The 25,334-nt window shown below is 65.5% G+C and carries 25 protein-coding genes; 14 read left to right on the plus strand and 11 right to left on the minus strand.

Annotation, left to right across the window (positions count from 1 at the left end; translation table 11 throughout):
• Positions 1–10: 10 nt before the first annotated feature.
• From trpC to lexA, 4 genes are all read left to right on the plus strand, one after another.
• Positions 11–802 (plus strand): indole-3-glycerol phosphate synthase TrpC, encoded by a 792-nt coding sequence (gene trpC, locus JHW40_RS15630; protein ID WP_090614552.1) that lies wholly within the window; start codon positions 11–13, stop codon positions 800–802.
• A complete protein-coding gene (gene moaC / locus JHW40_RS15635) occupies positions 799–1,272 on the plus strand; it encodes a cyclic pyranopterin monophosphate synthase MoaC (RefSeq protein WP_090614555.1) in 474 nt (157 codons plus the stop codon). The genes trpC and moaC overlap by 4 nt, the downstream gene beginning before the upstream one ends.
• The gene (locus tag JHW40_RS15640) at positions 1,269–2,453 is read left to right on the plus strand and encodes a molybdopterin molybdotransferase MoeA (RefSeq protein WP_090614557.1); all 1,185 of its coding nucleotides are present in this window, start codon (positions 1,269–1,271) and stop codon (positions 2,451–2,453) included. The genes moaC and JHW40_RS15640 overlap by 4 nt, the downstream gene beginning before the upstream one ends.
• Positions 2,454–2,547: 94 nt before the next feature.
• A complete protein-coding gene (gene lexA / locus JHW40_RS15645) occupies positions 2,548–3,270 on the plus strand; it encodes a transcriptional repressor LexA (protein WP_090614560.1) in 723 nt (240 codons plus the stop codon).
• Positions 3,271–3,282: 12 nt separating this feature from the next.
• Here lexA and hemC read toward each other — a convergent pair whose 3' ends face one another.
• A complete protein-coding gene (gene hemC / locus JHW40_RS15650; RefSeq protein ID WP_090614562.1) occupies positions 3,283–4,224 on the minus strand; it encodes a hydroxymethylbilane synthase in 942 nt (313 codons plus the stop codon).
• A gap of 73 nt (positions 4,225–4,297) precedes the next feature.
• On the opposite strand from hemC, the gene hemE reads away from it, so the two are divergent.
• From hemE to JHW40_RS15670, 4 genes are all read left to right on the plus strand, one after another.
• Positions 4,298–5,326, plus strand: coding sequence for a uroporphyrinogen decarboxylase (hemE, locus tag JHW40_RS15655; RefSeq protein WP_090614565.1), 1,029 nt, complete (start codon positions 4,298–4,300; stop codon positions 5,324–5,326).
• A complete protein-coding gene (locus JHW40_RS15660; RefSeq protein ID WP_090614568.1) occupies positions 5,323–6,195 on the plus strand; it encodes an EamA family transporter in 873 nt (290 codons plus the stop codon). The genes hemE and JHW40_RS15660 overlap by 4 nt, the downstream gene beginning before the upstream one ends.
• Before the next feature lie 136 nt (positions 6,196–6,331).
• Complete coding sequence (locus JHW40_RS15665) at positions 6,332–6,925, plus strand: DUF4956 domain-containing protein (RefSeq protein WP_211657362.1); 594 nt, start codon at positions 6,332–6,334, stop codon at positions 6,923–6,925.
• Positions 6,926–6,952: 27 nt separating this feature from the next.
• The gene (locus JHW40_RS15670; protein ID WP_090614570.1) at positions 6,953–7,759 is read left to right on the plus strand and encodes a polyphosphate polymerase domain-containing protein; all 807 of its coding nucleotides are present in this window, start codon (positions 6,953–6,955) and stop codon (positions 7,757–7,759) included.
• A gap of 40 nt (positions 7,760–7,799) precedes the next feature.
• On the opposite strand, the gene hemF is transcribed toward JHW40_RS15670, so the two are convergent.
• Positions 7,800–8,654 (minus strand): oxygen-dependent coproporphyrinogen oxidase, encoded by an 855-nt coding sequence (gene hemF, locus JHW40_RS15675; protein WP_244519278.1) that lies wholly within the window; start codon positions 8,652–8,654, stop codon positions 7,800–7,802.
• Positions 8,655–8,731: 77 nt separating this feature from the next.
• On the opposite strand from hemF, the gene JHW40_RS15680 reads away from it, so the two are divergent.
• A complete protein-coding gene (locus JHW40_RS15680) occupies positions 8,732–9,169 on the plus strand; it encodes a hypothetical protein (RefSeq protein ID WP_090614576.1) in 438 nt (145 codons plus the stop codon).
• Here the strand turns inward: JHW40_RS15680 and JHW40_RS15685 are convergent.
• The 3 genes from JHW40_RS15685 to clpS are packed head-to-tail and all read right to left on the minus strand — an operon-like array spanning position 9,147 to position 11,281.
• Positions 9,147–9,968, minus strand: coding sequence for an SDR family NAD(P)-dependent oxidoreductase (locus JHW40_RS15685; RefSeq protein WP_090614579.1), 822 nt, complete (start codon positions 9,966–9,968; stop codon positions 9,147–9,149). The two genes, JHW40_RS15680 and JHW40_RS15685, sit on opposite strands and share 23 nt — an antisense overlap.
• Positions 9,965–10,960, minus strand: a complete 996-nt coding sequence (locus tag JHW40_RS15690; RefSeq protein WP_090614582.1) for a class I SAM-dependent methyltransferase — start codon at positions 10,958–10,960, stop codon at positions 9,965–9,967. Before JHW40_RS15690 ends, JHW40_RS15685 begins: the two co-directional genes overlap by 4 nt.
• Positions 10,961–10,963: 3 nt before the next feature.
• On the minus strand, positions 10,964–11,281 hold the full coding sequence (gene clpS, locus JHW40_RS15695) for an ATP-dependent Clp protease adapter ClpS (protein WP_090614584.1): 318 nt from the start codon (positions 11,279–11,281) through the stop codon (positions 10,964–10,966).
• A gap of 299 nt (positions 11,282–11,580) precedes the next feature.
• Here clpS and JHW40_RS15700 point away from each other — a divergent pair, with 299 nt between their 5' ends.
• Both JHW40_RS15700 and JHW40_RS15705 read left to right on the plus strand, forming a co-directional pair.
• The gene (locus JHW40_RS15700; protein WP_139208205.1) at positions 11,581–13,236 is read left to right on the plus strand and encodes a D-alanyl-D-alanine carboxypeptidase family protein; all 1,656 of its coding nucleotides are present in this window, start codon (positions 11,581–11,583) and stop codon (positions 13,234–13,236) included.
• A 396-nt stretch (positions 13,237–13,632) separates the two neighbouring features.
• The gene (locus tag JHW40_RS15705) at positions 13,633–15,210 is read left to right on the plus strand and encodes an OpgD/OpgG family glucan biosynthesis protein (RefSeq protein WP_090614587.1); all 1,578 of its coding nucleotides are present in this window, start codon (positions 13,633–13,635) and stop codon (positions 15,208–15,210) included.
• Positions 15,211–15,273: 63 nt separating this feature from the next.
• Here JHW40_RS15705 and folE2 read toward each other — a convergent pair whose 3' ends face one another.
• The 6 genes from folE2 to JHW40_RS15735 form a co-directional block, all read right to left on the minus strand.
• Complete coding sequence (gene folE2 / locus JHW40_RS15710; protein ID WP_170851884.1) at positions 15,274–16,320, minus strand: GTP cyclohydrolase FolE2; 1,047 nt, start codon at positions 16,318–16,320, stop codon at positions 15,274–15,276.
• Between the two features lie 31 nt (positions 16,321–16,351).
• Positions 16,352–17,539: an O-succinylhomoserine sulfhydrylase gene (gene metZ, locus JHW40_RS15715; protein ID WP_090614590.1), complete on the minus strand. Its 1,188-nt coding sequence runs from the start codon at positions 17,537–17,539 to the stop codon at positions 16,352–16,354.
• A 107-nt stretch (positions 17,540–17,646) separates the two neighbouring features.
• Positions 17,647–18,972 (minus strand): sigma-54-dependent transcriptional regulator, encoded by a 1,326-nt coding sequence (locus JHW40_RS15720; protein WP_090614593.1) that lies wholly within the window; start codon positions 18,970–18,972, stop codon positions 17,647–17,649.
• 17 nt (positions 18,973–18,989) lie between these two features.
• Positions 18,990–20,705, minus strand: coding sequence for a sensor histidine kinase (locus tag JHW40_RS15725; RefSeq protein WP_170851887.1), 1,716 nt, complete (start codon positions 20,703–20,705; stop codon positions 18,990–18,992).
• 141 nt (positions 20,706–20,846) lie between these two features.
• Positions 20,847–21,515 carry a phosphoribosylformylglycinamidine synthase subunit PurQ gene (purQ, locus tag JHW40_RS15730; protein WP_090614599.1) on the minus strand — a complete coding sequence of 223 codons (669 nt, stop codon included), beginning with the start codon at positions 21,513–21,515 and terminating at the stop codon, positions 20,847–20,849.
• Positions 21,516–21,663: 148 nt separating this feature from the next.
• Positions 21,664–21,882 carry a SlyX family protein gene (locus JHW40_RS15735; protein WP_090614602.1) on the minus strand — a complete coding sequence of 73 codons (219 nt, stop codon included), beginning with the start codon at positions 21,880–21,882 and terminating at the stop codon, positions 21,664–21,666.
• 54 nt (positions 21,883–21,936) lie between these two features.
• Here JHW40_RS15735 and hisS point away from each other — a divergent pair, with 54 nt between their 5' ends.
• From hisS to hisG, 3 genes are read left to right on the plus strand one after another with little or no spacing between them, the layout of a single operon-like run.
• A complete protein-coding gene (hisS, locus tag JHW40_RS15740; protein ID WP_090614645.1) occupies positions 21,937–23,418 on the plus strand; it encodes a histidine--tRNA ligase in 1,482 nt (493 codons plus the stop codon).
• On the plus strand, positions 23,415–24,485 hold the full coding sequence (locus JHW40_RS15745) for an ATP phosphoribosyltransferase regulatory subunit (RefSeq protein ID WP_336390098.1): 1,071 nt from the start codon (positions 23,415–23,417) through the stop codon (positions 24,483–24,485). Before hisS ends, JHW40_RS15745 begins: the two co-directional genes overlap by 4 nt.
• Positions 24,482–25,165 carry an ATP phosphoribosyltransferase gene (gene hisG, locus JHW40_RS15750; RefSeq protein ID WP_090614605.1) on the plus strand — a complete coding sequence of 228 codons (684 nt, stop codon included), beginning with the start codon at positions 24,482–24,484 and terminating at the stop codon, positions 25,163–25,165. The genes JHW40_RS15745 and hisG overlap by 4 nt, the downstream gene beginning before the upstream one ends.
• Positions 25,166–25,334: the final 169 nt, after the last annotated feature.

Consider the following 25,334-nt stretch of genomic DNA (forward strand, 5'->3'; position numbering starts at 1 on the left):
GAAGCAGAACATGCATATTCTGGACAAGATCAAGGCCTACAAGCTGGAAGAGATCGCCGCCGCCAAACGCGAGCGGCCCCTGTCCGGCATCGAGGCCGAGGCCCGCGCCGCATCCGCCCCGCGCGGTTTCGCCGCCGCCCTGACCGCCCGGGCTGAATCCGGCCCCGCCCTGATCGCCGAGATCAAGAAGGCCAGCCCCTCGAAAGGTCTGATCCGGCCCGATTTCGATCCGCCCGCGCTGGCCCGCGCCTATCAGGCCGGCGGTGCCGCCTGCCTGTCGGTGCTGACCGACAAACCCAGCTTTCAGGGCGATCCGGCCTATCTGACCGCCGCCCGCGCCGCCTGCGAACTGCCGGCGCTGCGCAAGGATTTCCTCTATGACCCCTATCAGGTGGCCGAGGCGCGGGCATGGGGCGCCGATTGCATCCTGATCATCATGGCCAGCCTTGACGACACGCAGGCCGCCGAGCTTGAGGACGCGGCATTCCACTGGGGCATGGACGCGCTGATCGAGGTTCACGACAGCGCGGAACTCGACCGCGCCCTGCGGCTGAAATCGCCGCTGATCGGGATCAACAACCGCAACCTCAAGACCTTCGATCTGTCGCTGGACGTGACCCGCGAACTGGCGCCGCGCATCCCCTCGGACCGCGATATCGTCTGCGAAAGCGGGCTGTTCACCCCCGCCGATCTGGCCGCGATGATGCAGGTCGGCGCGCGCCGCTTCCTGATCGGTGAAAGCCTGATGCGGCAGGACGATGTGACCGCCGCCACCCGCGACATTCTGGGCATCGCGGCATGAGCCTGACCCATTTCGACAGCGCCGGTCAGGCCCATATGGTCGATGTCTCGGGCAAGGAAGAAACCGCGCGGGAGGCCGTCGCGACCGGCTGCGTCACCATGTCGCCCGAAACCCTTGCGCTGGCGCAGGGGGGCGCGGCCAAGGGCGACGTGCTGGGCGTGGCGCGGCTGGCCGGGATCATGGGGGCCAAGCGGACCTCGGACCTGATCCCGCTGTGCCATCCGCTGCCGATCGCCAAGGTCTCGCTGGATCTGGTGCCGGACCCGGATCTGCCCGGCATCCGCGTCACTGCCACCGTGCGCACCACCGGCCGCACCGGGGTCGAGATGGAGGCGCTGACCGCCGTTTCGACCGCCTGCCTGACCATCTATGACATGCTGAAAGCCGCCGAAAAGGGCATGCGGATCGAGGGCATCCGCCTTCTGCGCAAGGAAGGTGGCAAATCCGGTCCCTATGAGGCGCAGCCATGATCCCCGTGCCCGAGGCCCTGTCGCGCGTTCTGGCCTTGGCCCATGCGCCACGCCCCGAGATCCTGCCGCTGGATCGGGCTGCCGATCGGGTGCTGCTGGAACCCGCCACGGCGCGGCTGACCCAGCCGCCTTTCGACGCCGCCGCGATGGACGGCTATGCCCTGCGCCGCGCCGATGGCGACGGCCCCCTACGCGTCATCGGAGAGGCCGCCGCCGGTCACCCGTGGCGGGGTCAGGTTCAGCCCGGCAGCGCCATCCGCATCTTTACCGGCGCGCCGGTTCCCGAGGGTTACGATTGCGTCGCAATGCAGGAAAACGTGACCCGCGACGGCGATGAAATCCGCATCCACACACTCTCGCCCAACGACAATATCCGCCTTCGTGGCAATGATTTTGCCGCCGGTGACGTGATTGCCGCCGGGCGGCATCTGGGCGCGCCCGATATCGGCCTTCTGGCGGCGATGAACGTGCCGCAGGTGACCGTCGCCGCCCGGCCCCGCGTCGCCATCATGGCAGGCGGGGACGAGTTGGTGCGCCCCGGCACCGATCCGGCGGACGGCCAGATCATCTGTTCGAACGATCTGGCCATCGCGGCCCTTGCCCAGGAGGCCGGGGCCGAAGTCACCATCCTGCCCATCGCCCGCGATACCGAAGCCAGCCTGCGCGACAATTTCTCGACGGCGCAGGGGTCGGATCTGATCGTGACCATCGGCGGCGCTTCGGTCGGCGATCACGACCTGATCGGCAAGGTCACCGGCGATCTGGGGATGGAGCGCGCGTTCTATAAGCTGGCGATGCGTCCCGGCAAACCGCTGATGGCCGGACGGCTGGGCGACGGCGCCATGCTTGGCCTGCCCGGAAACCCAGTATCTGCAATTGTTTGCGGGATATTGTTCATGCAACCCTTGATCCGCCGGATGCAGGGATTGCCGGCCCGCCACCTGACCCGCCGCGCGCGCCTGGCCCATCCGGTCCGGGCCGAGGGCGAACGCCAGCACTATCTGCGCGCGCGCCTGTCCGAGGGCGATGATCTGCCCCGGATCGACCCGTTCGGCGATCAGGATTCCGCCCGGCTGGGCCTGATGGCGCAGGCCGATGCGCTGCTGATCCGCCCTGCGGGCGATCCGGCACGGAACGCGGGGGATGTGGTCGAATATATCCCTCTGGGCGGTGATTTTTAACCATTTATTCATCGCAACCGGTTCAGCTTGTTGACGTGATTCGGCCGATGCGCTAGAACATTCATGGAACACTTGCGGTTTAAGGACCGGGACAATGCTGACCAAAAAGCAGATTCAGTTGCTGGATTTCATTCAAAAACGAATGGCGCGAGACGGCGTCCCGCCCTCTTTCGACGAAATGAAGGATGCGCTGGACCTGCGATCCAAGTCGGGCATTCACCGGCTGGTCACCGCGCTGGAGGAACGGGGTTTCATCCGCCGACTGCCCCACCGCGCCCGAGCGCTGGAAATCCTGCGGCTGCCCGATGCGCTAAACGCCAATACGCAGGCCAATGACGCGGCAGATCCCCCGTCGGGTGGTTTCTCGCCGCGCGTGATCTCGAACAATCGCCCTGCGCGACCGCGTGGCGCCATCGCCATCGTGGACAGTCCGGCGGTCGAACTGCCGGTGATGGGGCGTATCGCCGCAGGCGTCCCGATCGAGGCGATTTCCGAGGTGTCACACCACATCGCGGTCCCCGGCACCATGCTCAACGGGCGCGAACATCATTATGCGCTTGAGGTGACCGGCGATTCGATGATCGACGTCGGGATCAACGATGGCGATATCGTGGTGATCCGCGAACAGGACACCGCCGATAACGGCGACATCATCGTGGCGCTGGTCGAAGGGCATGAGGCGACGCTGAAACGCTATCGCCGCAAGGGCCGTATGATCGCGCTGGAGGCTGCAAACCCCGCCTATGAAACCCGCGTCCTGCCCGAGGATTCGGTGAAGGTTCAAGGCCGTCTGGTGGGGCTGATCCGCAGCTATTGAACCGCCGGTGGTCTAATGCCCAGCCAGAAAGCCCGGCCCTGCGCGGCCCAGCAATTCCTCGGCCAGGTCACGACCCATCGCCTCGCCGTCCGTGGCCAGCCCTTCGCGCCGTGCGGCAACGGCCTCCGAGCCGTCAGGGCGCAGGATCTCGCCGCGCAGCAGCAGCCGGTCGCCGTCCAGTTCCGCCAGCCCCGCGATCGGCGTCTGGCAGGAACCATCCAGCCGGGCCAGAAAGGCGCGCTCTGCCGCGACCCGCAACGCAGTCGGGTGATCGTTGATCGGCTCCAGCAGCCGGGCAATGGCCTGATCGTCCGCGCGCCGCTCGATCCCGATGGCGCCCTGCGCGACGGCGGGCAACATCTCGTCGGGCGATATCTGCGTGCGCGCCACCTGGGTCATGCCCAGCCGGTGCAGCCCCGCCATCGCCAGAAAGGTCGCGACCGCCACCCCATCGGCCAGCTTCTGCAAACGGGTCTGAACGTTGCCGCGAAACTCGACCAGTTGCAGATCGGGACGGCGATTGGCCAGCTGCGCCCGCCGCCGCAGGCTGGAGGAACCGACGACCGCGCCCTGCGGCAGATCCGCGATGCTGCTGAAGTCCAGACTGACAAAGGCGTCGCGCACATCCTCGCGCGGCAGCAGGCAATCCAGCACCAGCCCGGCCGGTTGCAGCGTCGGCATGTCCTTCATCGAATGGACGGCGATATCCAGTGCGCCGGTCGCCAACGCCTCTTCGATCTCGCGCGTGAACAGACCCTTGCCGCCGACCTCTTTCAGCGGGCGATCCAGAATCCGGTCGCCGCTGGTCTTGATCACCACGACCTCGAACGCGTCCTGCGGGAGACCATGGGCCGCCATCAGCCGGTCGCGGGTTTCATGGGCCTGCGCCAGCGCCAGAGGAGAGCCTCGGGTGCCGATGCGCAACGGGGCGGTGCTGTCGAAAATCCTGTCCATGGGCCCGGCTTAGCGCCCGGCGCGACGCTTGACAACGCCCGCCCTTCGGCCATGAAGGGGCGCAGGAGGCCACATGACCAAACTTATGCTGCGCGCCCTGGCTGGCGAAACCCTTCCCACCCCGCCGATCTGGATGATGCGCCAGGCCGGACGCTATCTGCCGGAATACCGCGCCACGCGGGCGCAGGCGGGCGATTTCCTGTCGCTGTGCTATGCGCCCGATCTTGCGGCCGAGGTGACGCTGCAACCGATCCGCCGTTACGGTTTCGACGCGGCGATCCTGTTTGCCGATATCCTGCTGCTGCCGCAGGCGCTTGGCGCCGATCTGTGGTTCGTCACCGGCGAGGGGCCGCGCCTGTCCACCATCACCACCGCGCAGCAGGTGGCGGCGCTGAAGCCCGCCGATGCGGTGCATGAACATCTGGCCCCGGTCTATGAAACCGTCCGCATCCTGTCGCGCGAATTGCCGCGAGAGACCACGCTGATCGGCTTTGCGGGCGCCCCCTGGACGGTCGCCACCTATATGGTCGCGGGTCGCGGCACGCCCGATCAGGGTCCGGCCCATGCCATGAAAGCCGCCGACCGCGCCGCGTTCAGCGCCCTGATCGAGCGGATCACCGAGGCCACCATCCTGTATCTGTCGGCCCAGATCGAGGCCGGGGCCGAGGTCGTCAAGCTGTTCGACAGCTGGGCGGGTTCGCTGAAGGGGCAGGATTTCGACGATTTCGCCATCACCCCCACCCGCCGCATAATCGCCGCGCTGAAAGAGCGCCATCCGGGCATCCCGGTGATCGCCTTCCCGCGCGAGGCAGGCGAACGCTATATCGGCTTTGCCCGTGCCACCGGCGCGGATTGCGTGGCGCTGGACAATTCGGTTTCAGCGGAATGGGCGGCCAGCGCGGTGCAGTCCGACGGTTGCGTGCAGGGCAATCTGGCACCGCGGCATCTGGTCACAGGCGGCCCCGAACTGGTGGCCGAGGCACAACGCATTACCCGCGCCCTGCGCGGCGGGCCGCATATCTTCAACCTTGGCCACGGCATCACCCCCGACGCCGATCCCGACAATGTCACCGCGATGATCGAGGCCGTCCGCAGCGCATGATCTGGATCGCCGCGACCCTGATCGCCGCGGCAGCCCAGACCTTTCGCAATGCGGCACAGTCGGGGCTGACGCGGCAGATCGGCACCATCGGCGCGACCTCGGTGCGCTTCGTCTTTGGTGTGCCCTTCGCGCTGCTGGCGCTGGGGCTGGCCGCGCTGGCCTTTGACATTCCCCGCCCCGGAGGCACGACGCTGGCCTGGGCTGCGCTGGGGGCCGGGGCGCAGATCGCCGCCACCGTCTTCATGCTGATCACCATGCGCGGGCAAAGCTTTGGCATCGCCACCGCGCTGATGAAAACCGAACCCGTGACGCTGGCCATCATCGGCGCCATCGTTCTGGCCGAGCCGCTTGGCCCGGCCCGCATGGGCGCGATCGTGTTGGCGACGGCGGGGGTGGTGCTGGCATCGGGGGCGCGATGGTCGCGCGCCTCGGCCCGGCCGGTGCTGACGGGCATTGCGGCGGGCGCGCTGTTCGGCCTGTCCTCCATCGGCTTTCGCGGCGCGATCCTGTCGCTGCCCGATGGTGGTTATGTCATCCGGGCGCTGACGACGCTGGCGATCACGCTTGGCCTGCAATCGGCGGCAATGCTGGCATGGATGGCGATCATGGACCGGCCCGCGCTGCGCGGCATTGTCGGCGAATGGCGCGTCTCGCTGGCGGCGGGGGCGCTGGGGGCCTTTGCGTCACTGTTCTGGTTCATCGGTTTCGCGCTGACCGCTGCCGCCAATGTCCGCACGCTGGCGCTGATCGAGGTGCCGCTGGCGCAGATCCTGTCGGGTCGCGTTTTCCGCGAAACCATCGGGCGCGCGCAACTGCTGGGCATCTGCATGATCGTGCTGGGCGTCGGCTGGCTGCTGGCCGCTGCCTGAGGCGCCTTTCCGCCCAACAGGACCGCCCGCCCACAACCTGCGGATGACCAAATGGAATTGTAACGGCTTTGCCCCGTTCTTGTATCAGCGTCACGACATTCATGTGACGCGGATAACGACGAAGGACGAGGTTGCCATGTTTATCACCGACATCTTGCAAGGCCTGCTGCCGCCGCTGGACATGACCCTGCGCTTTGCGCTGAACCTGCTGGCGATGCTGCTGCTGGTCTTCGGCCTCTATTACCGCCGCTATCGCGACAAGGAGCTGGTGACGGCAGCGGCGATGTTCAACGTCTTTGCCTTCGGGGTGCTGTCGATCCTGTCATCGGTGGAATTCGGTATCGGCGCGGGCTTTGGTCTGTTTGCCATCCTTGCGCTGTTCACCCTGCGATCCGAGCAGATTTCCAAGACCGAGATCACCTATTTCTTCGGCTCGGTCTCGATCGCGGTGATCTGCGCCATTCCGGGGACCGAGCTGGAATTCGTGCTGGCCGTGATCGTGCTGGTGCTGCTGATGGCGTGGATCGTCGATCATCCGCGACTGCTGAAATCCGCCGATGGGGTGCGGCTGAACCTCGACAAGATCGACCGGCATGCGCTGTCCGATCCGGCGCTGATGCGGCAGGAACTGTCGCGCCGTCTGGGGGTCGAGGTGATGTCCTATCGCATCACCGAACTGGATTACATCACCGACCGCGCCGCGATCTCGGTCTTCTTCCGCCGCGCCTGAACCCTTGCCTCAACCGGAGTAACGATCATGACCCACCGGATCGACCATGCCCTTGCAGGCTTTCGCCCGATCACGCTCGACGCCCTGAATGACAAGGCCGCGATGCTGGAACGGCTGGACAACAAATATATCGTCACCGCCCCCCAGATGGCTGCGGCACTGACCCGATTTGCCGATCATTTCGACGTGCTCGAGATCGACGGCAAGCGCGCCTTCACCTACCGCACCTGCTATTTCGACGATTCCGCGCTGAGCTCCTATCGCGATCACCATCAGGGGCGGCGGCGGCGTGCCAAGGTCCGCACCCGCGACTATTGCGATGCCGGGTTGCGCTTTCTGGAGATCAAGCTGAAGGACCGCCGCTCGGTCACCATCAAGAAGCGGCTGAAGCTGCAACCGGACGGGGTGCTTGACGCCGCCGGGTTGCGCTTTATCGATGCCGAATACCGCGCGCTGTACGGAGAGCCGTTTCCCGGAAGGTTGCAGCCGGTGATCCGCATGGAATACCGCCGCATCACGCTGGTCGCGCGCGACAGCAGGGAACGCATGACCATCGACAGCGGGCTGGTCTTTCACAGCGACGGGCAGCGGCGGCAGGTCGATCCGGGCATGTTCATCATCGAGACGAAATCCGAACGCGCCAACGGTCTGGCCGACAAGATCCTGCGCTCGCTGCATCTGCATCCGACCAAGCGGGTGTCGAAATATTGCGTCGCGATGGCCTCGATGGGGCGGGCGCCGCGTGCCAACCGCTTTCTGCCCGCGATGCGGCGGCTGGGGCTGGCGCCGTTTTCGGACGGCGCGATGCGCGGCATGCCCGAGCGTCAGCCATAAGACCCCCGCCCGGCCGTTCACCCGGCCGGGCGGTGCTGGTTCAAAGCCATTTCGCCAATGGCGGCAGGCTCATCAGCACGGCATCGGCGTTATGGCCGGTCTCAAGCCCGAATTTCGTTCCCCGGTCATAAACGAGGTTATATTCGGCATAGAGGCCGCGATGGATCAGTTGCGCATCCTTGTCGGCGTCAGTCCACTTCTGGGCCATCCGCGCCTCTGCCAGCGGCAGGAAGGCGGGCAGGAAGGCCTCGCCCACCGCGCGGGTAAAGGCGAAATCGGCCTGCCAGTCGCCGGTGTTCAGATCGTCATAGAAGACACCGCCCACACCCCGCGCCCGGCCACGATGCGGGATAAAGAAATACTCATCCGCCCATGCCTTGAAACGGTCATAGTAATCGGCCCCGTGCGGGGTGCAGGCATCGCGCAGGGTGGCGTGGAAATGCGCCGTATCTTCGGCATATTCGATGCAGGGGTTCAGGTCCGCGCCGCCCCCGAACCACCAGGCGCCGGGGGTCCAGAACATTCGCGTATTCATATGCACGGCGGGCGCATGCGGGTTCTGCATATGCGCCACAAGGCTGATGCCGCTGGCCCAGAAACGCGGGTCGCTGTCCATGCCGGGCACGCCACGCGCGGCCATCGCCGCCTGCGCGCGCGGCGCAAGCGTGCCGTGAACCTCGGACCAGTTGACCCCGACCTTCTCGAACACCCGGCCGCCGCGCATCACCGACATGATGCCGCCGCCGCCATCTTCACCGCGCTGCGTCGGCGTGACCTCGAACCGGCCCGCCGGACGATCACCGGGGCCGCGATCCTCCAGCCCCTCGAAGGCGGCGGTGATCCGGTCGCGCAACTCATGGAACCAACTGGCCGCCTGACTGCGTTCTGTCTGCATGAAGACCCCCATTCGTGATTTGCCAAACCCGCCAGCATAGGGCTAGCATCCCGTAACCTGCTGTAAAGAGACCGGCCATGACCCGCAACTCTGCCGTCGCCCTGATCCTGACCCTGCCGCTGCTGGTGGCCTGCGGCACCCCCCAGGAACGCTGCATCAGCCGCAACACCAGCGAATACCGCAATGTCAGCCGCCTGCTGGCCGAGGTCGAGGGCAACCTTGCCCGTGGCTATGCGTGGGAGGAACGGCAGATCGTGCGCGACCGGCTGACGCATTGCCGCAGCTATTCCCGCGACCGCGATGGCCGGGTCTATCCGACGATGGTGCCCTGCTGGCGCGATTACGTCGAAACGCAGCGTTACCGCGTGCCCATCGACCCGGCGGTAGAGACCCGCAAGCGCGACAATCTTGCCAACCGCCAGAAGGCGTTGGCCGGACATGCGGAATCCTCGGTCCGGGCATGCAGGGCAGCATATCCCGAAGACGGCGAGGTCACGGCACAAGCCCCTTCCTGACCGTCCCCGTCACCCCATCGACCAGACTGCGCCCGCCATCCACGGTCAGCACCTGACCGGTGACAAAGCGCGCGCCCTCGCTGACCAGATAATGCACCACCTCGGTCAGTTCGTCCGGCCCGGCGATCCGGCCAAGCGGCGTGCCCGCCAGCATCCGCGCCCGCAGATCGGCGTCGGCCTTCAGCGACTGTTTCAACTCGTGCGACATGACGCTGCCGAAACGCACGGCATTGACCCGGATGCGCCGCGGCGCCAGCACCAGCGCCAGATTGCGGGTCGCCTGTTCCTGCGCCGCGCAGGCGATGGAATAGCCCATCCGGGCCGGATCGGGACGCGCCCCGGCCAGCGTGGTCAGGTTGACGATGGCGCCCGCCTGCACCGGGTCATGTTCATCCGTGGCCTGCCGGATCATCCGCCGGGCGACGATCTGCGACAGCCGCAGCGGGCCCATGACGTTATGACGCAGCATTTCCTCGACCGCCTCGGAATCGGGCTCCAGCGGGTCGGTTTCGCGCACCAGCCGATGCGCGTTGACCAGAATATCCACCCGGTCAAAGGCATCCAGCGTCGCCGACAGCAGATTGGCCAGCGTCAGCCTTTGCGACAGATCGCCGGAAAACCACCGCACCGGCCCCGAGTCGGGATCATGCTGTGCAAGCCCGACCTGCAAGGCGGTTTCATCCCAGTCGGCAAACATGACATTGGCGCCAAGCGAGACGAAATGATCCGCGATCGCCCGCCCGATCCCATGCCCGGCGCCGGTGACGATGGCAGTCCTGCCCTGAATGGACAGGCTCATCGGTGCTTTTTGGCGCGCCCCGCGCCTGTCGCCTCGATCACCTTGAAGCGGGTATCGCCGCCGATTTCCGTCACCTTGGCGAAATACTCGGCCAGCACGGTTTCATAGGGCAGATGCCGGTTCGCCACCATCCACAGCCGCCCGGCCCCGGTCAGCAGCCGCGCCGCGCTGGCGATGAAGGCCGCGCCCAGCCGTGGATCGGCCTGTCGTCCGCTGTGGAAAGGCGGGTTCATGATGACGCCGTTCACCGGCTCGGCCAGACGGAAATCGCGCGCATCGGCCCAGTGGAACTGCGCGCGCGGGTCGGCGATGTTGTCGCGCGCCGATTGCAGCGCCGCATGGTCGGCTTCGACCAGATGCAGCACCTCGACCCCCTCATGCGCCAGGGCCTGCGCCGCCAGCCAGCCCCAGCCAGCCCCCAGATCAACGATCCGCGTGGGCAGACGCTCGGGCAGATGCCGCGCCAGCATGGCCGAACCCGGATCGACCCCATCGGCGGAAAAGACGCCGGGGCGGGTGACGAAACCCGGCGCGACCTCGACCGGACGCGCCGCCCAGTCGGCGGGCAGCCAGTCGCCTTCGGGGATGTTCAGGCGAAAGCTTTTGCCATGGGCCTTGCTGTGAACCTCGTCAATGGGCACAAACCGGCGCAATTCCTTCAGCACGCTGTCGATGCCGTCGGTTTTCTGCCCGTCGATCCACAAAGCCGCACCCGCAGGCAGACGCCCCGCCGCATCGGCGATCTGCGCCCGCGCGGCGGCCTTGGCGCGCGGCAGGATGACCAGAGCTGCGTCGAATTCCCCCTCGACCTCGGGGGAAACCTGCCAGCCCTGCTGCGACAAGGCATGATGATCGGGGAAATGTCCCTGCCGGATCCATGTCCGGTCCCGGTCGAAACGGCCCAGATCGCTGCCGGCATTGGCGCCGATCACCAGCAGGCGCCCTTCCGGCGCGCCAGCCACAAAGACGCTGTCCAGTCGCGATGTTGCCACGGTCTACTCTTTTTCCATTGTGCATTGCAGCGGATGCTGCTGCCGCCGGGCCAGTTCCATGACCTGCGCGACCTTGGTTTCCGCCACCTCGTGCGAAAAGACGCCGACCACCGCGACGCCCTTGCGATGCACCGTCAGCATGATCTCGATCGCCTGCGCGTGGGTCATGTTGAACAGCCGTTCCAGCACATGCACGACAAACTCCATCGGCGTGAAATCATCGTTCAGCATCAGGATCTTGTACATTGGCGGCCGCTGCGGCTTGGTGCGCGGTTTCACGGCCAGATCGGCCTGATGATCGGTCTTGCTGGGGTCGGACATCCAGTGCGTCATGGGAATTCGCTGCGTCCTCGGCAAGCGTGGCGGTAAAAACGAGCGGGGGCAGAGCCGAGGGTCACTGGCCCGCCGAACTTGAAATATAGTCCAAATTTCCGGGGTTGGAACCCCCTCGGATCGGACCAGACCGTCACAAGGCGGATGTCGGCGGCCCATCACCGGCGTCACTTGAGGAAAATAAGTCAAATGCAAGGTTTTCTGGGCAAAATTCTCGTGCTATTGTCGGTTTGTTAATAAGGGCGTGCAATTAATGATACGCCTGACGAGGCAGAGAGACAGAGACAGTGACCCGACTCATACCGACAGCCCGCCTGTGGGCATTGCTTCTGCTGGCAGTCATCCTGCCCGCCCAGCTCAGCGCCGCGCCCTTTGCCGCCTATGTGATGGACGCGCGCACCGGCCAGCCGATCTACAGCCAGAACGCCGATACCCGGCTTCATCCGGCCTCATTGACCAAGATGATGACTCTCTATCTGGCCTTCGCCGCCATCGAGCGCGGGCAGGTGCGGCTGGACTCGAAATTCACCATTTCGTCCAACGCGGCAGCCGAACCGCCCTCGAAGCTGGGGCTGCGCGCCGGACAACAGATCGAACTGCGCTATCTGATCCGCGCCGCCGCGATCAAATCGGCCAATGACGCCGCCACCGCCATCGGCGAGGGGCTGGCGGGTTCTGAAAGCGCCTTTGCCCAGCAGATGACGGCGACGGCCCGCGCGCTGGGAATGCGCAACAGCCAGTTCCGCAACGCCCACGGCCTGACCCAGGAAGGTCACTATTCGACCGCGCAGGACATGAGCCTGCTGGGGCGGCGGCTGTTCTATGATTTCCCGCAATATTACAACATCTTTTCGCGCCGTTCGGCGGATGCGGGGATCGCGCAGGTCGCCTCGACCAACAAGCGGTTTCTGGATGATTATAACGGCGCGGACGGCATCAAGACCGGCTATACCCGCGCCGCCGGGTTCAACCTGACGGCCTCGGCGCAGCGCGGCAACAAGCGGCTGATCGCAACGGTTTTCGGCGGCACCTCGACGGCGCAGCGCAATCAGGTGATGTCGCAATTGCTGGATGCGGGGTTCAACCGGGTCCCAAACCGCGTCCGTGAAGTGCAACCCGAACCGCCCAAGCTGCTGGCGCAGCGGGTCGTTCGCCGCGCGCAAGTCGAACCGACGCCCGCCGCCACGCAGGCACAACCGCAACGTATGGTGCTAAGCGCCTCGGCAGCGCCGCGTCCGAATGAGCGCCCGGCGCAGGCGGCCTCGACCGTGAATGCCTTTGCTGCCGCGCCCGAAAGCACGCCGCAGCAGGCGGTCCGGCAGGCCAGCGCGCTTGGCCTTGCCACCAGCATCCGGCCCCGCCTGCGTCCCGCCGCCCGTTCGGCTGCGGTCGAGGAAGCGGTCGAGATGGCAGCCGCAGCAGCCCCGCAGCAAAGCGCCAGCCTTGCCGCGCCGGTTCTGGCCAGTTCGACCCGTCCCCGCCCCTCGCCGCGCAGCCGCGCGACGGCCAGCGCCAGCACCGCGAATGTCGTGGCCGAACCCGAGGCCGAAACGGTTGCCGCGGCCCAGCCTGTGTCCGATGCGTCGCTCAGCCTCGATGCCTCGCGCGCGCCGAAGCGCCGCTCGGAAGGGGTCATTCTGGCCGCGATGGGTGAAGGCGATCTGGCCGATCCCGAAGCCGTCGAGATCGTCCGCCGCCCGGCCAATAGCGGGCGCAACTGGGGCGTCTCGCTGGGGCTGTATCGTTCGCGGACCGAGGCCGACCGGCTGCTGTTGCAGGCGGCATTGCAGGACGGCGCCGCGCTCAGTCAGGCACGGCGCAGCGTGGCCGATACCAAACGCGGCTTCCGCGCGGATTTCGTCAACCTCAACAAGGCCGAGGCCGAACTGGCTTGCAGCCGGTTGGTCGCACGCCAGCAGGACTGCACCGTCACCGGCCCATAAACCGGCCGGCGATGGCGCGCTCTGCCAAATTCCCCCCTGCCGTCACGGTCGGGGGGATTTTTTATGCCGTGCTGCCATGTGGATTCGACGACCCCGGAACGACGCCATTTCGCAAATGGTTCCGCCGGAAACGCAGATCCGTCAACCAATTTTCTGCATCAGCACGAATTCGCGTGTCTTTTACCCAACCCTATGGGTTATCTTGGCAATATCCCGCGCCTTCACCGCCGCCCGCCCATGCAAACCGCTTCGTTCTTGCCAGCCTGCCCACCGCCACCTAGGCATGTCGCGTCTTTCGCCATGATTCCAAACCGCTATGCCCTCAACGATGGAGATCCCATTTTGCGCCCCGCCCGAGGACAAACCCTCCGACTGATCGCCGCCACCGTCACTCTGATGATCCCGCCCATCGGGCTTGCCCATGCCCAGCAGGCGGATTTCCAGCCCGAATATGGCGAGGCGCAGGATTTCTCGTTCGAGACCTTGACCGAACGCGCCCGCGATCTGGCCCAAAACGACTATGCCGCGCCCACGGTCCAGCAGGCCGATATCCTTGAGGCGATCGATTACGACGCCCATTGGCGCATCGCCTTCCGCAAGGAGGCCACCGTCGAAGTCGGCGACATCCCCGTGCAGTTCTTCCACCTTGGCACCTATTTCCGCAATCCGGTAAAAATGAGCGTGGTCGAGAACGGAGAGGCCCGCGAGGTCCTCTATGATCGCGATTTCTTTGACATGCCCGAGGACAGCCCGGCGCGGAACCTGTCGGACAATGCCGGGTTTGCCGGTTTCCGGCTGATGGACGAAGGCCTGCAAAGCGACTGGATCAGCTTTCTGGGCGCGTCCTATTTCCGCACCTCGGGGCCGTTCAACCAATACGGCATGTCGGCGCGCGGGCTTGCGATCGATTCCGGCATGCCGAAACCCGAGGAATTCCCGAACTTTACCGAGTTCTATATCGAGAACGCGCCCGAGGATGACAGCGAATCCGACGTGATCATCTATGCGCTACTCGACAGCCCCTCTGTCACCGGCGCCTATGAGATGAAGATCCGCGACGGCGAGGATGGCGACGGCCAGAAGATGGAGATCGCCTCGCGCCTGTTCTTCCGCGATGCGGTCGAGCGTCTGGGCGTGGCGCCGCTGACCTCGATGTATTGGTATTCCGAGACCAACCGGGTGCTGGGCTTCGACTGGCGCCCCGAGGTTCACGACGCCGACGGCCTGAAGATCATCAGCGACAGCGGCGAAAGGCTGTGGCGACCGCTGAACAACCCCGACCGCGTCATGACCTCCAGCTTCGTCAGCGAAAACCCGCGCGGCTTTGGCCTGCTGCAACGCGACCGCAAATTCGAGAATTACGAGGATGACGGGGTTTTCTATGACAAGCGCGCCTCGGTCTGGATCGAGCCGCGCGGCGATTGGGGTGCCGGTCAGGTGCAGCTGATCGAGATTCCGACCGACGACGAGATCTATGACAATATCGTCGCCTTCTGGAACCCCGCCGATGCGCCGCAACCGGGCGACGAGCTCAGCTTCGATTACGCGCTGCACTGGGTGGACGACGCCCCCGACGACAGCGAGCTGGCGCGCACCGTCGCCACCCGGATCGGCGCGGGCGGCGTGCCGGGCCAGCCGCGCCCCGATGGCCATCTGAAGATCGTCGTCGATTTTCAGGGCTGGGAACTGTCCGGTCTGGGTCAGGATGAGGGGGTCGAGCCAGAAATCACCGTGCCCGAGGGCGTGACGCTGGAACAGGCCTATGCCCTGCCCGTCGTCGGAACCGATCGCTGGCGTCTGGTCTTTGACATTTCAGCCGAAGGGGTCGAGACCGCCGATATCCGCGCCTATCTGTCGCGCGACGGTGCGCCGCTGACCGAAACATGGCTGGGGCAGGTTCATCCGGTGCAGTTCGACGCCGCCCGCCCCGGCCATCGCAGCGCCGAACCAGCGCAGGAAACCGCCGCCGAATAGACCCAAGGAATGAACCGGCCGGACCCGCAAGGATCCGACCGGTTCCGCATAACAATCACGGTTTCAGGCGCGCAGCCCGGCAAAGGTCATCGGGTCCAGCGAGGATTGCACGAATGTCGGCCCCTCGGTCAGCAGGCTGACGGCGTCATGGGAATGCAGCGATTCCTGATGGCTGGCGATGACGCGGAAATCGCCGATCCGCGAATCCTCCTGCAATTCCTTGGCGAAGGCACGCACCGCATCCTCGACGAAGATCGGGTTCGAGGCGTTCAGTTCCGCGAAGGCCTGCTCGTCCTCGCGCTTGACCATCACCTGCGTCTCGGTCGGCACGGCGCGGCGGCACATATCCACCATATCCTCGAACCAGACCTTTTCCGGACCCAGCATCACCGCCGAAATCCGTGCGACCGAACGCTGCGAATGCGGCGTGGCCAGCCTGCCCCGGACCTCTCGCGCATGTTCGGACAGTTCCAGCGAACAGGGGCAGGTCGAGGAATAGACGTAATCGAAATGCATGATCCGCAAGCGGTGGCCCTGATGTTCCAGCACCTCTTGCGCGATGTCGTAATATTGCCAGCCCGACAGGCCGGAACGCAGCGAATCCACCCGGATCGGATAGGAAAACCGCATCTGGATCCGCGCATCGAAAGCGTCCAGATCGGATTTGTAATCGTCCAGCGCCGCCTCCAGCACCTTCAGGCTGAACAGATGTTCCGAATGGCCATAGAAAGAGCGCATGATGCGGGACATGTTGATGCCCTTGCGGTCGGCCTCGAGGCTGACGGTGCCGGTCACGCTGGTTTCCAGCGTCAACTCGCCGCCGTCGCGCGTCTGATAGCGGATCGGCAGGCGGAAATTCGAGATGCCGACATGCTGGATCGGCGCGCGGGCACCGACGATCAGGCTGGCCGGACCGTTCTGCAGATCGGGCAGATCGTCCTTATAGGCGGGATCGACCTGAAAATCCGCATCATATTCGCGGATCAGCGCCGGATAGGCCGGGACAAGCGGACGGGCTTCGGTCATGCAAGCGTTCTCCTCGCCGTATGCGACGTCAGATATAGGACTGCCGCCCCCTCTTCTAAAGACAGGGCGGCGGGTTTTCATCATGAATTATCAAAAGCGGGACTTTTGGAGCCTGTCAGCTGTCCAGTGCCTGACGCAGGTCGTTTATCAGGTCCTGCGCATCCTCCAGCCCGACCGACAGCCGCAGAAGCCCCGGGGTGATGCCCAGATGCGCCCGGTTCTCCTCGCTCAGCCGCTGATGGGTGGTGGTGGCGGGATGGGTTATGATGGTTTTCGCATCACCCAGATTGTTCGAGATATTGATGATCTCCAACCGGTCCTGCATGCGGAAGGCGGCATCCTTGCCACCCGCGACCTCGAACGCGATCATGGTCCCGCCCGAGCCCATCTGCGCCATGGTCAGCGCGTGCTGCGGATGGTCGGGCAGCCCCGGATAGATCACCTTTTCCAACCCGGGATGACCCTGCAAGGCGCTGGCGATGGCCGCCGCGCTGTCAGCCTGCGCGCGGACCCGCAGGTCCATCGTCACCAGCCCGTTCAGCATGATCCAGGCATGAAACGGGCTGATCGCGCCGCCGGTATGTTTCAGATAGGGTTCAGCCGTGCCGCGAATGAAATCGCGCGTGCCGCAGATCACCCCGGCCAGCGCCCGCCCGCCCCCGTCGATATGCTTGGTGGCGGAATAGACGACGATATCCGCGCCCAGTTCCGCCGCCCGCGAAAAGACCGGCGTGGTAAAGACGTTATCGGCCACGACCAGCGCGCCCGCCGCATGGGCCAGATCGGCGACCGCCTTCATGTCGATCACCTCCAGCGTGGGGTTCGACATGGTCTCGAAGAACACCGCTTTGGTGCCGGGCCGGATCGCGGCCTGCCACTGATCCAGATCGGTGCCGTCCACATATGACACCTCGACCCCGAATTTCGTCAGCAGTTCCAGCACATAGAGGCACGATCCGAACAGCGCGCGCGCAGCCACGATGTGATCGCCCGGACTGCACAGCGAAAACAGCGCGCCATTGACCGCCGCCATGCCGCTGGCCGTGGCAAAGGCATCCTCGGTCCCTTCCAGCGCGGCGATCCGATCCTCGAACATGCGGCTGGTGGGGTTGCCATAACGGGCATAGATGAATTCGTCCGGCCCGGATTTCTGGAACCGCGCCTCGGCCTGTTCGGCGCTGTCATAGACGAAGCCCTGCGTCAGAAAGATCGCCTCGGCCATCTCTCCGTACTGGCTGCGGCGGGTACCGTGATGGACGGCGCGGGTGCGCGGATGAAGACCCTTGGCAGACGTATCGCTCATGTTTCGGGATGCCTTCCAACTAGCTGCTATGGCGGGGTTAAACCCGCGCTGGCCCTGACGCAAGCCCCTGCCCCGGCACTTGCGCGCGGGGGCAGGGAAACCACAGGTTACAAGTAATCGCTGCGCTGCAACCCGTATTTCGCCATCTTCTCGTTCAGGGTCCGGCGCGGCAGGCACAGTTCCTCCATGACATTGGCGATGCTGCCCTTGTGGCGGCGCATGGTATTGTCGATCAGCATCTTCTCGAAGCTTTCGACATATTCCTTGAGCGGCTTGCCCTCGGTCGTGGTGGCCTGCTGGTTGTCCTCGCCATCCGCCATCAGCAGCGACGCGATCGAGCCGGAACCGCGACGGTTTTGCAGCACGGCACGTTCGGCCACGTTGATCAGCTGGCGGATATTGCCCGGCCACGGCGCCTGCAACAGCTGCGCGGCCTCTTGCGCCGAGACCTGCGGTGGCTCGCAGCCATATTCGTCCGAGAACTGTTCCGACATCCGCGTGAACAGCGCCAGAATATCCTCTCCGCGCGCGCGCAGCGGCGGCAGGGTGATCTTCAGCGCCGACAGGCGATAGAACAGGTCGGGACGCAGCGAATCCTCGGCCTTGCGGCCTTCGGCGCGGGCGTTGGAAATGGCGATGATCCGGGTTTCGGCCGGCGCACCCTGATCGCTGATGAAGGCCAGCAGACGCGCTTGCAGGGCTTCGGACAGCGCCTCGATATCCTCGAGGCACAGGGTGCCGCCACGGGCTTCCTCGACGGCGGGCAGCCCCTCTTCGATGGGGCCGAACAGCCGCGCGGTCAGCGCCTCGTCATTATAGGCCGCGCAGGAAACCGGCACGAATTTCTTGGACGCACGCGGCCCCACGGCATGCAGCGCATGGGCCACCAGCGTCTTGCCGGTGCCGGTTTCGCCGTCGATCAGGACGTGGCCGTCGGCCTGCCCCAGATCCAGAATATCCTCGCGCAGGCGATCCATCACCGGGCTGGTGCCGATCAGCTTGGACATGACCTGCTGACCCTCGGACAGGTCGCGGCGCAGGGCCCGGTTGTCCAGGGTCATCCGCCGCGCCTGCGTCGCCTTCTTGGCAAGCTGGCTCATCCGTTCGGGGTTGAACGGCTTTTCCATGAAATCCATGGCGCCAAGGCGCATCGCCTCGACCGCCATCGGCACATCGCCATGCCCGGTGATCAGGATCACCGGCAGACCGGAATCGATGCTCATCAGCCGTTTGAGAAACGCGATCCCGTCCATCCCCGGCATGCGGATGTCCGAGACGACGATGCCGGGCCAGTCGGGGCCGATCACCTTCAGCGCATCTTCGGCGCTGGCATAGGTCTCTGTCTCGAATCCCGACAGGACCAGCCACTGGCTGATCGACTCGCGCATATCCGGCTCGTCGTCAACGATAGCGATCTTCAACTTGCGCGACATTCAGTCACTCCCTTTCTTCATTCGGCCGCCAGCGCCTTCTGAGGCTCTCCCGGTCGGTGCAATGGCAATTCAACCCTGAACACGGCGCCACCTGCGGTTTCGTTATGTGCGGTCAGCCGTCCCCCGAAATCGGCCACGATGGTCGAGGAAATGGCCAGACCCAGCCCGGTCCCTTCGCCGGGCTTCTTCGTTGTCCAGAATGGTTCAAACAGTTTTTCCAGATCGGAAACACCCGGTCCATTGTCATGCACAGACACATAGGCGTGAGTTCCGGCCGCAACCGTGATGCCGATTTCCGCGCCGCGCCGGTCCTTGACCGCATCGACGGCATTGCGCAACAGGTTGATGATCACCTGTTCCAGCCGGATCCGGTCGGCCAGCACCATCACCGGCTGGCGCGGAACCGAGCGGTTGATGCGGATGGTCCGGCTGCGCAATTGCGGCTCCATCATGGTCAGCGCTGACGAGACCGCGCGGCGCAGGTCCACCGGCTCGACCGCCTCGCCACCCTTGCGGGCATAGGATTTCAGCTGCCGGGTGATCGCGCCCATCCGCTCGATCAGGTCGTCGATGCGCTGAAAGCTGGACAGGGCCTCTTCGCTGCGCCCGCGTTGCAGCAGCAGCCGCGCCCCGGCCAGATAGGTCTTCATCGCGGCCAGCGGCTGGTTCAGTTCGTGGCTGACGCCCGCCGACATTTCCCCCAGCGCCGCCAGTTTCGAGCTTTGCTGGACCGTCTGTTCCGCCACGCGCAATTCGCTCTGGGCGCGCTGACGGGCCTCGATCTCAGCCGTCAGGCGCATGTTCAGTTCGCGCAGATCGGCTGATTCGCGCATATAGGCCTCGGACTGCATCCGCGCCCGGCGCGACAACAGATAGAACGCCGCCGCCAGCAGCACGGCAAAGCCCATGATCTCCAGCGCCAGAACCGCATTCACCCGTGCGCGGATCGAATCATAGGTGGTGAAGCCGACCATCCGCCAGCCGCGAAACGGCATCCGGGCCTCGCTCTGCATCACCGCGCGACCGTGGACATAGGCATCCGCCGGGCTGTTGGTCCAATCGGCCGTCACCTGAAACGCGCGCTGGATGGCCGAAGGGGCGGAACGGACCGCCAGCGCCTCGGGCAGGGTCAGGCCACGCCAGCGCGCCTCGGTCGCAAGGATGATTTCACCGGCGCTGTCCAGCACCGCAACCGCGTCCGAGATCCCCGACCACGACCGCTCCAGCTGCGTCAGATCGGCGCTGACCACAATCACCCCCAAAGTGCGCCCATCCGAGATCACGGCGCGGGAATAGGTGAATTCATATGATCCAGAGCCATGATTATAAACGGTAAAGACCGTATCACGCGAACGCAGCGCATCAACGAAATAGGGCGCCGTCACCTGAGTCTTGCCGATCTGATAGCGATCGGTCGAGCCCACCGTCCGCCCCGAGGCATCCAGCAACCGGATCGAGGCCGCGCCGATTTCCTTCTGCGCCGCGATCAGCCGGGCCGAGGTGGTGGAAAATTCGTTGCTGTTCAGCGATCCGATCAGCGCCGGATCGCGCGCCAGCAGCAGCGGCACGACCGAGGTCCGTTGCAGATCCGAGATCAGGTTACCGGAATACAGCGCCAGCCGCAGTTCGGCCCGCACGCGGGTATTCTCGGAAAACCGTTCGGTCAGCCAGGCATTCGTCGTCCAGGTCGCCCCGGCGGCCAGCAGAAAGAACAACGCCAGCCCCGAACGCAGCCACCACGGATTACCCCGCTGGTCAGCGTCCGCCCGGCGCTTGCCGCGGCGCGGTTTTGTATCTGCGTCAGCGTTCACGGAGTGGTTCCGGCTAAATCGCTCAATTGACGCAATTTATGCCCAGATCGTCTGCCGCTCAAGTCACGCCGTCACCAGATCGTTCACCAATGACCGAAACAGGGGCGCGCCATCGCTGCCGCCAAGCGCCGGATCGGCCGCGCGCTCGGGATGCGGCATCATTCCCAGCACCCGACGATTGGCCGACAGCACCCCGGCGATATCGGCGACCGAGCCGTTGATTCCGGGCGCATAGGTAAAGGCGATGCGGTCCCCGGCCTGCAACTCGGCCAGCCCTTCGGGGGTGATCTGGTAATTGCCGTCGTGATGGGCCACGGGAATGGCGATCTGCTGGCCCTTGTCGTAACCGGCGGTAAAGGCGCTGTCGGTCGTGGCCACATTCAGCATCGCCGGACGGCAGAGGAACGTCAGACCCTGATTGCGCATCAGCGCGCCGGGCAGCAGGCCCAGTTCTGTCAGCACCTGAAAGCCGTTGCAGATGCCCAGCACATAGCCGCCACGATCCGCATGATCGCGCAGCGCCGCCGCAATGGGCGATTGCGCGGCGATGGCCCCGCAGCGCAGGTAATCGCCGAAGGAAAAGCCGCCCGGAACCGCGACCAGATCGGTGCCCGCGGGCAAATCCTGATCCTTGTGCCAGACCGTGCTGACCTCGGCCCCCGCCTGTTTCAGCGCGACGGCAAGATCGCGGTCGCAATTCGATCCGGGAAAAGTGACGACGGCGGCTTTCATGCAAAGCTCCTGACATGGCGGGATGAGCAGGACATAGCGCAATGGGCGCAGCGGGGAAAGGGGGCTCTGCCCCCGCGCAAGCCGGACCCCTCAATGGGGTCCGGCTTGCGCTCCCCCGGGATATTTTCGGCACCAGTGATGGACAGAATCACCAATGCGGGGGGCGTTGATCGGCCAGCGGGATCGAATTGCCGGATTCGAGTTGCTGTTCGGCAGCGGCGCGCAGAAGCATTTCTACCCGGCGTGTCAGGCGCGCGAGTTCGGCGTCCTGGCGGGCGATCACCTCGCTCAGATCCTCGGTCTGCCGGGTCAGATGCGCCAGCGCCTCTTCCAATGCGCGAATGCGTGTCAGCCCGTCCTTGTCCATGTCGCCCCCTTCCGTTAGATGCGGCCACGGATTTGGCCGGAAGGGCGCATGACCATGGCGAAGGATCAGAAAAAACAGCCCCGTCCCAAGGCGGAAACGCCGAAGGGCTTTCGCGACTATTTTGGCGCGGATGTGACCGAACGCAAGGCGATGCTGGACCGTATCGCCGAAATCTATCATCGCCACGGCTTTGATCCGTTGGAAACCAGTGCCGTCGAGACGGTCGAGGCGCTGGGGAAGTTCCTGCCCGATGTGGACCGGCCCAATGCCGGGGTGTTCGCCTGGCAGGAAGAAGCGGTTCCGGGCGGCGGTTCCGGCGACTGGCTGGCGCTGCGTTATGATCTGACGGCGCCTCTGGCCCGGGTGGCGGCGCAGTTCCGCAATGACCTGCCTTCGCCTTATCGCCGCTATGCCATGGGGCCGGTCTGGCGCAACGAGAAGCCGGGACCGGGGCGGTTCCGGCAGTTCTATCAATGCGATGCGGACACCGTGGGGTCTGCGTCGGTGGCCGCCGACGCCGAGATCTGCGGGATGCTGGCCGATGCGCTGGAGGCCGTGGGCATCGCGCGTGGCGACTACATCGTTCGGATCAACAATCGCAAGGTTCTGAATGGCGTGCTGGAGGCGGCAGAGGTCCGGGAGGATCAGGCCGAGGATGTCCTGCGCCAGATCGACAAGTTCGACAAGGTTGGCCGCGAGGGCGTGCTGGCCCTGCTGACCGAGGGGCGCAAGGACGATTCAGGCGCGTTCATCGATGGCGTGGGGCTGAGCGAGGCGCAGGCGGCACCGGTTCTGGCATTTCTGACCTCGAAAGGCGACAGCAATTCCGAGACGCTGGACAATCTGCGCGCAGCGGTCGGCGGATCGGGGATCGGAGCCGAGGGTGTGGAGGAACTGGCGCAGATCGCCGGAATGCTGGCGGCCATGGGCGTGGGCGAGGATCGGGCGGTGATCGATCCGTCCATCGTTCGCGGGCTTGGCTATTATACCGGGCCGGTTTTCGAGGCCGAACTGACCTTTGAAATCCTCGATGAAAAGGGCCGCAAGCGGCAGTTCGGCTCGGTCGCGGGGGGTGGTCGCTATGACGGGCTGGTCGAGCGGTTTACCGGCCAGAAGGTTCCGGCGACCGGCGTCAGCATCGGCGTGGACCGGCTGCTGGCGGCACTGCGCGCTAAGGGGCTGGCCGGGGCCGAGGACCGGGGACCGGTGGTCGTGACGGTGATGGATCGTGACCGGATGGCAGATTATCAGGCCATGGCTGCCGATCTGCGCGCGGCGGGAATCCGTGCCGAGGTTTATCTGGGCAATCCGAAGAACTTTGGCAACCAGTTGAAATATGCTGATAAACGCAGCGCTCCGGTGGCGATCATCCAGGGCGGCGACGAGGCGGCGCGGGGTGTCGTGCAGGTCAAGGATCTGGTGCTGGGCGCAAGGATCGCGCGTGATGCCAGCCATGAAGAGTGGAAATCCCAGCCCGCCCAGACCGAAGTCGCCCGCGCGGATCTGGTGGCGGAAGTGCGGCGGATCCTCGGATGATCCCCAAGCGCGACAAGCAGGCGGTGGGCCAGCGGTTTCTGGCGGCGTTCCGCGATGCCGGCGCGGTCGAGGTCGCGCCCGATATCCTGCTGCCCGCCGAGACGCTGCTGGACCTTTATGGCGAAGATATCCGCGCCCGCGCCTATGTCACCACCGACCCGCTGCGCGGCGAGGTGATGCTGCGCCCGGATTTCACCGTGCCGGTGGTGCAGATGCATATGGCGAACGGGGCCGAGCCTGCGCGCTACTGCTATCTGGGTGAGGTGTTTCGCAAGCAGGATCCGGGCGAAGAGCGTCCCGCCCATCAGCGCGACAATGAATATCTTCAGGCCGGGTTCGAGTTGTTCGCCCATGATACAGGCGCCGATGCCGAGGTTTTCGCGCTGTTCCAGCGGCTGCTGGTGCCGCATGGGCTGGTGTCGGTGATCGGCGATATGGGGTTGCTGGTGCAGGCCGTGCGCAGCCTGCCCCTGTCCGGCGCCCGCCGCGATGCCGCGCTGCATCACATCTGGCGGCCCGGTCGCTTCGCCCGGCTGATCGAGCGGTTCTCGAACCCGCAGCCGCCGCGTGATTTGCCGGCACCCTCGGGTCATTGGGCCGGGTTGCGCAGTCAGGACGAGATGGCGCGGCGCATTGTCCGCCTGCAGGCCGATGCCACCGAGCCACCCCTGCCGCCGGAATGGCCGCAGCGGCTGGAGCGGCTGTTTGCGATTGCGGCCCCCCTGCCCGAGGCAATCGCGGCTTTGCGCGGGCTGGCGGCGGAATGGTCTGATCTGCGCCCTGCGGTCGAGCGGATCGCGGATCGTGTCGCGGCCCTGACCAGGCTGGGAATCGATTGCGATGCGATCCGTTTCGATGCCAGCCACGGGCGGCACACGATGGAATATTACGACGGCTTCACCTTCAGCTTCGTGGCGCCGGACCGGCTGGAATGGCCGCCGGTGGCCTCGGGCGGGCGCTATGACGCACTGACGGCGGTGCTGGGGCGCGGCTGCGGGCGCGCGATCCCGGCGGTGGGCGGCATCATCCGCCCCGGACTGGTCGCGGAACTGGAGGCGGGCGCATGATCCGGCTGGGGGTGCCCTCGAAGGGGCGGCTGATGGAGCAGACATTCGACTGGTTCGCCGCGCGCGGGGTACGGCTGTCGCGGACGGGTTCGGACCGCGAATATGCGGGCCGGGTCGAAGGTGTCGAGGGTGTGGCGCTGGTGCTGCTGTCGGCCGGAGAGATCCCGCGCGAACTGGCGGCGGGCCGGATCGAACTGGGCGTGACCGGCACCGATCTGGTGCGCGAGAAGCTGGCCGGGTGGCGCTCGGACCTGATCGAGGTCGCGCCGATGGGTTTCGGTCATGCCGATCTGATTCTGGCGGTGCCGGAATGCTGGGTCGATTGCGTGGATCTGGACGACTTCGCCTCGATCGCGCGGGATTTCCGGGCGGCGCATGGGTTCCGGCTGCGGATCGCCACCAAATATCACCGGCTGGTGCGGGCCTGGCTGGCGGGGCGCGAGCTGGCCGATTATCAACTGGTGGACAGTCAGGGCGCGACCGAGGGGACGGTGGCCAACCAGACCGCCGAAGCCATTGCCGATATCACCAGCTCGGGCGAGACCTTGCGGGCCAATAACCTGAAAATTCTGGCGGAAGAGCCGATCCTGCGTTCCGAGGCGACGCTGTTCGCCTCTCGCGCGGGGATGGGCGACGAGATGTCGCGGTTTCTGACGCTGCTGGGGGTAGCGGCGGAATAAGGGGGCTGTCTGCCCCCGTCCCCGTGCCGGGGACTCCCCCGAGGATATTTGCGCACCCGAGATGGGTGGGGCGGGTTTGGGCGGATCCTGCTATTTGCTTGCACGTTGCGGGTGCGGCGACTAGAAGGGGCGCCAATTTTCAGGTCGTCCCGTTCCGGTCGGCCCTTCT

Source organism: Paracoccus alcaliphilus, assembly GCF_028553725.1.
GTDB lineage: Bacteria > Pseudomonadota > Alphaproteobacteria > Rhodobacterales > Rhodobacteraceae > Paracoccus > Paracoccus alcaliphilus.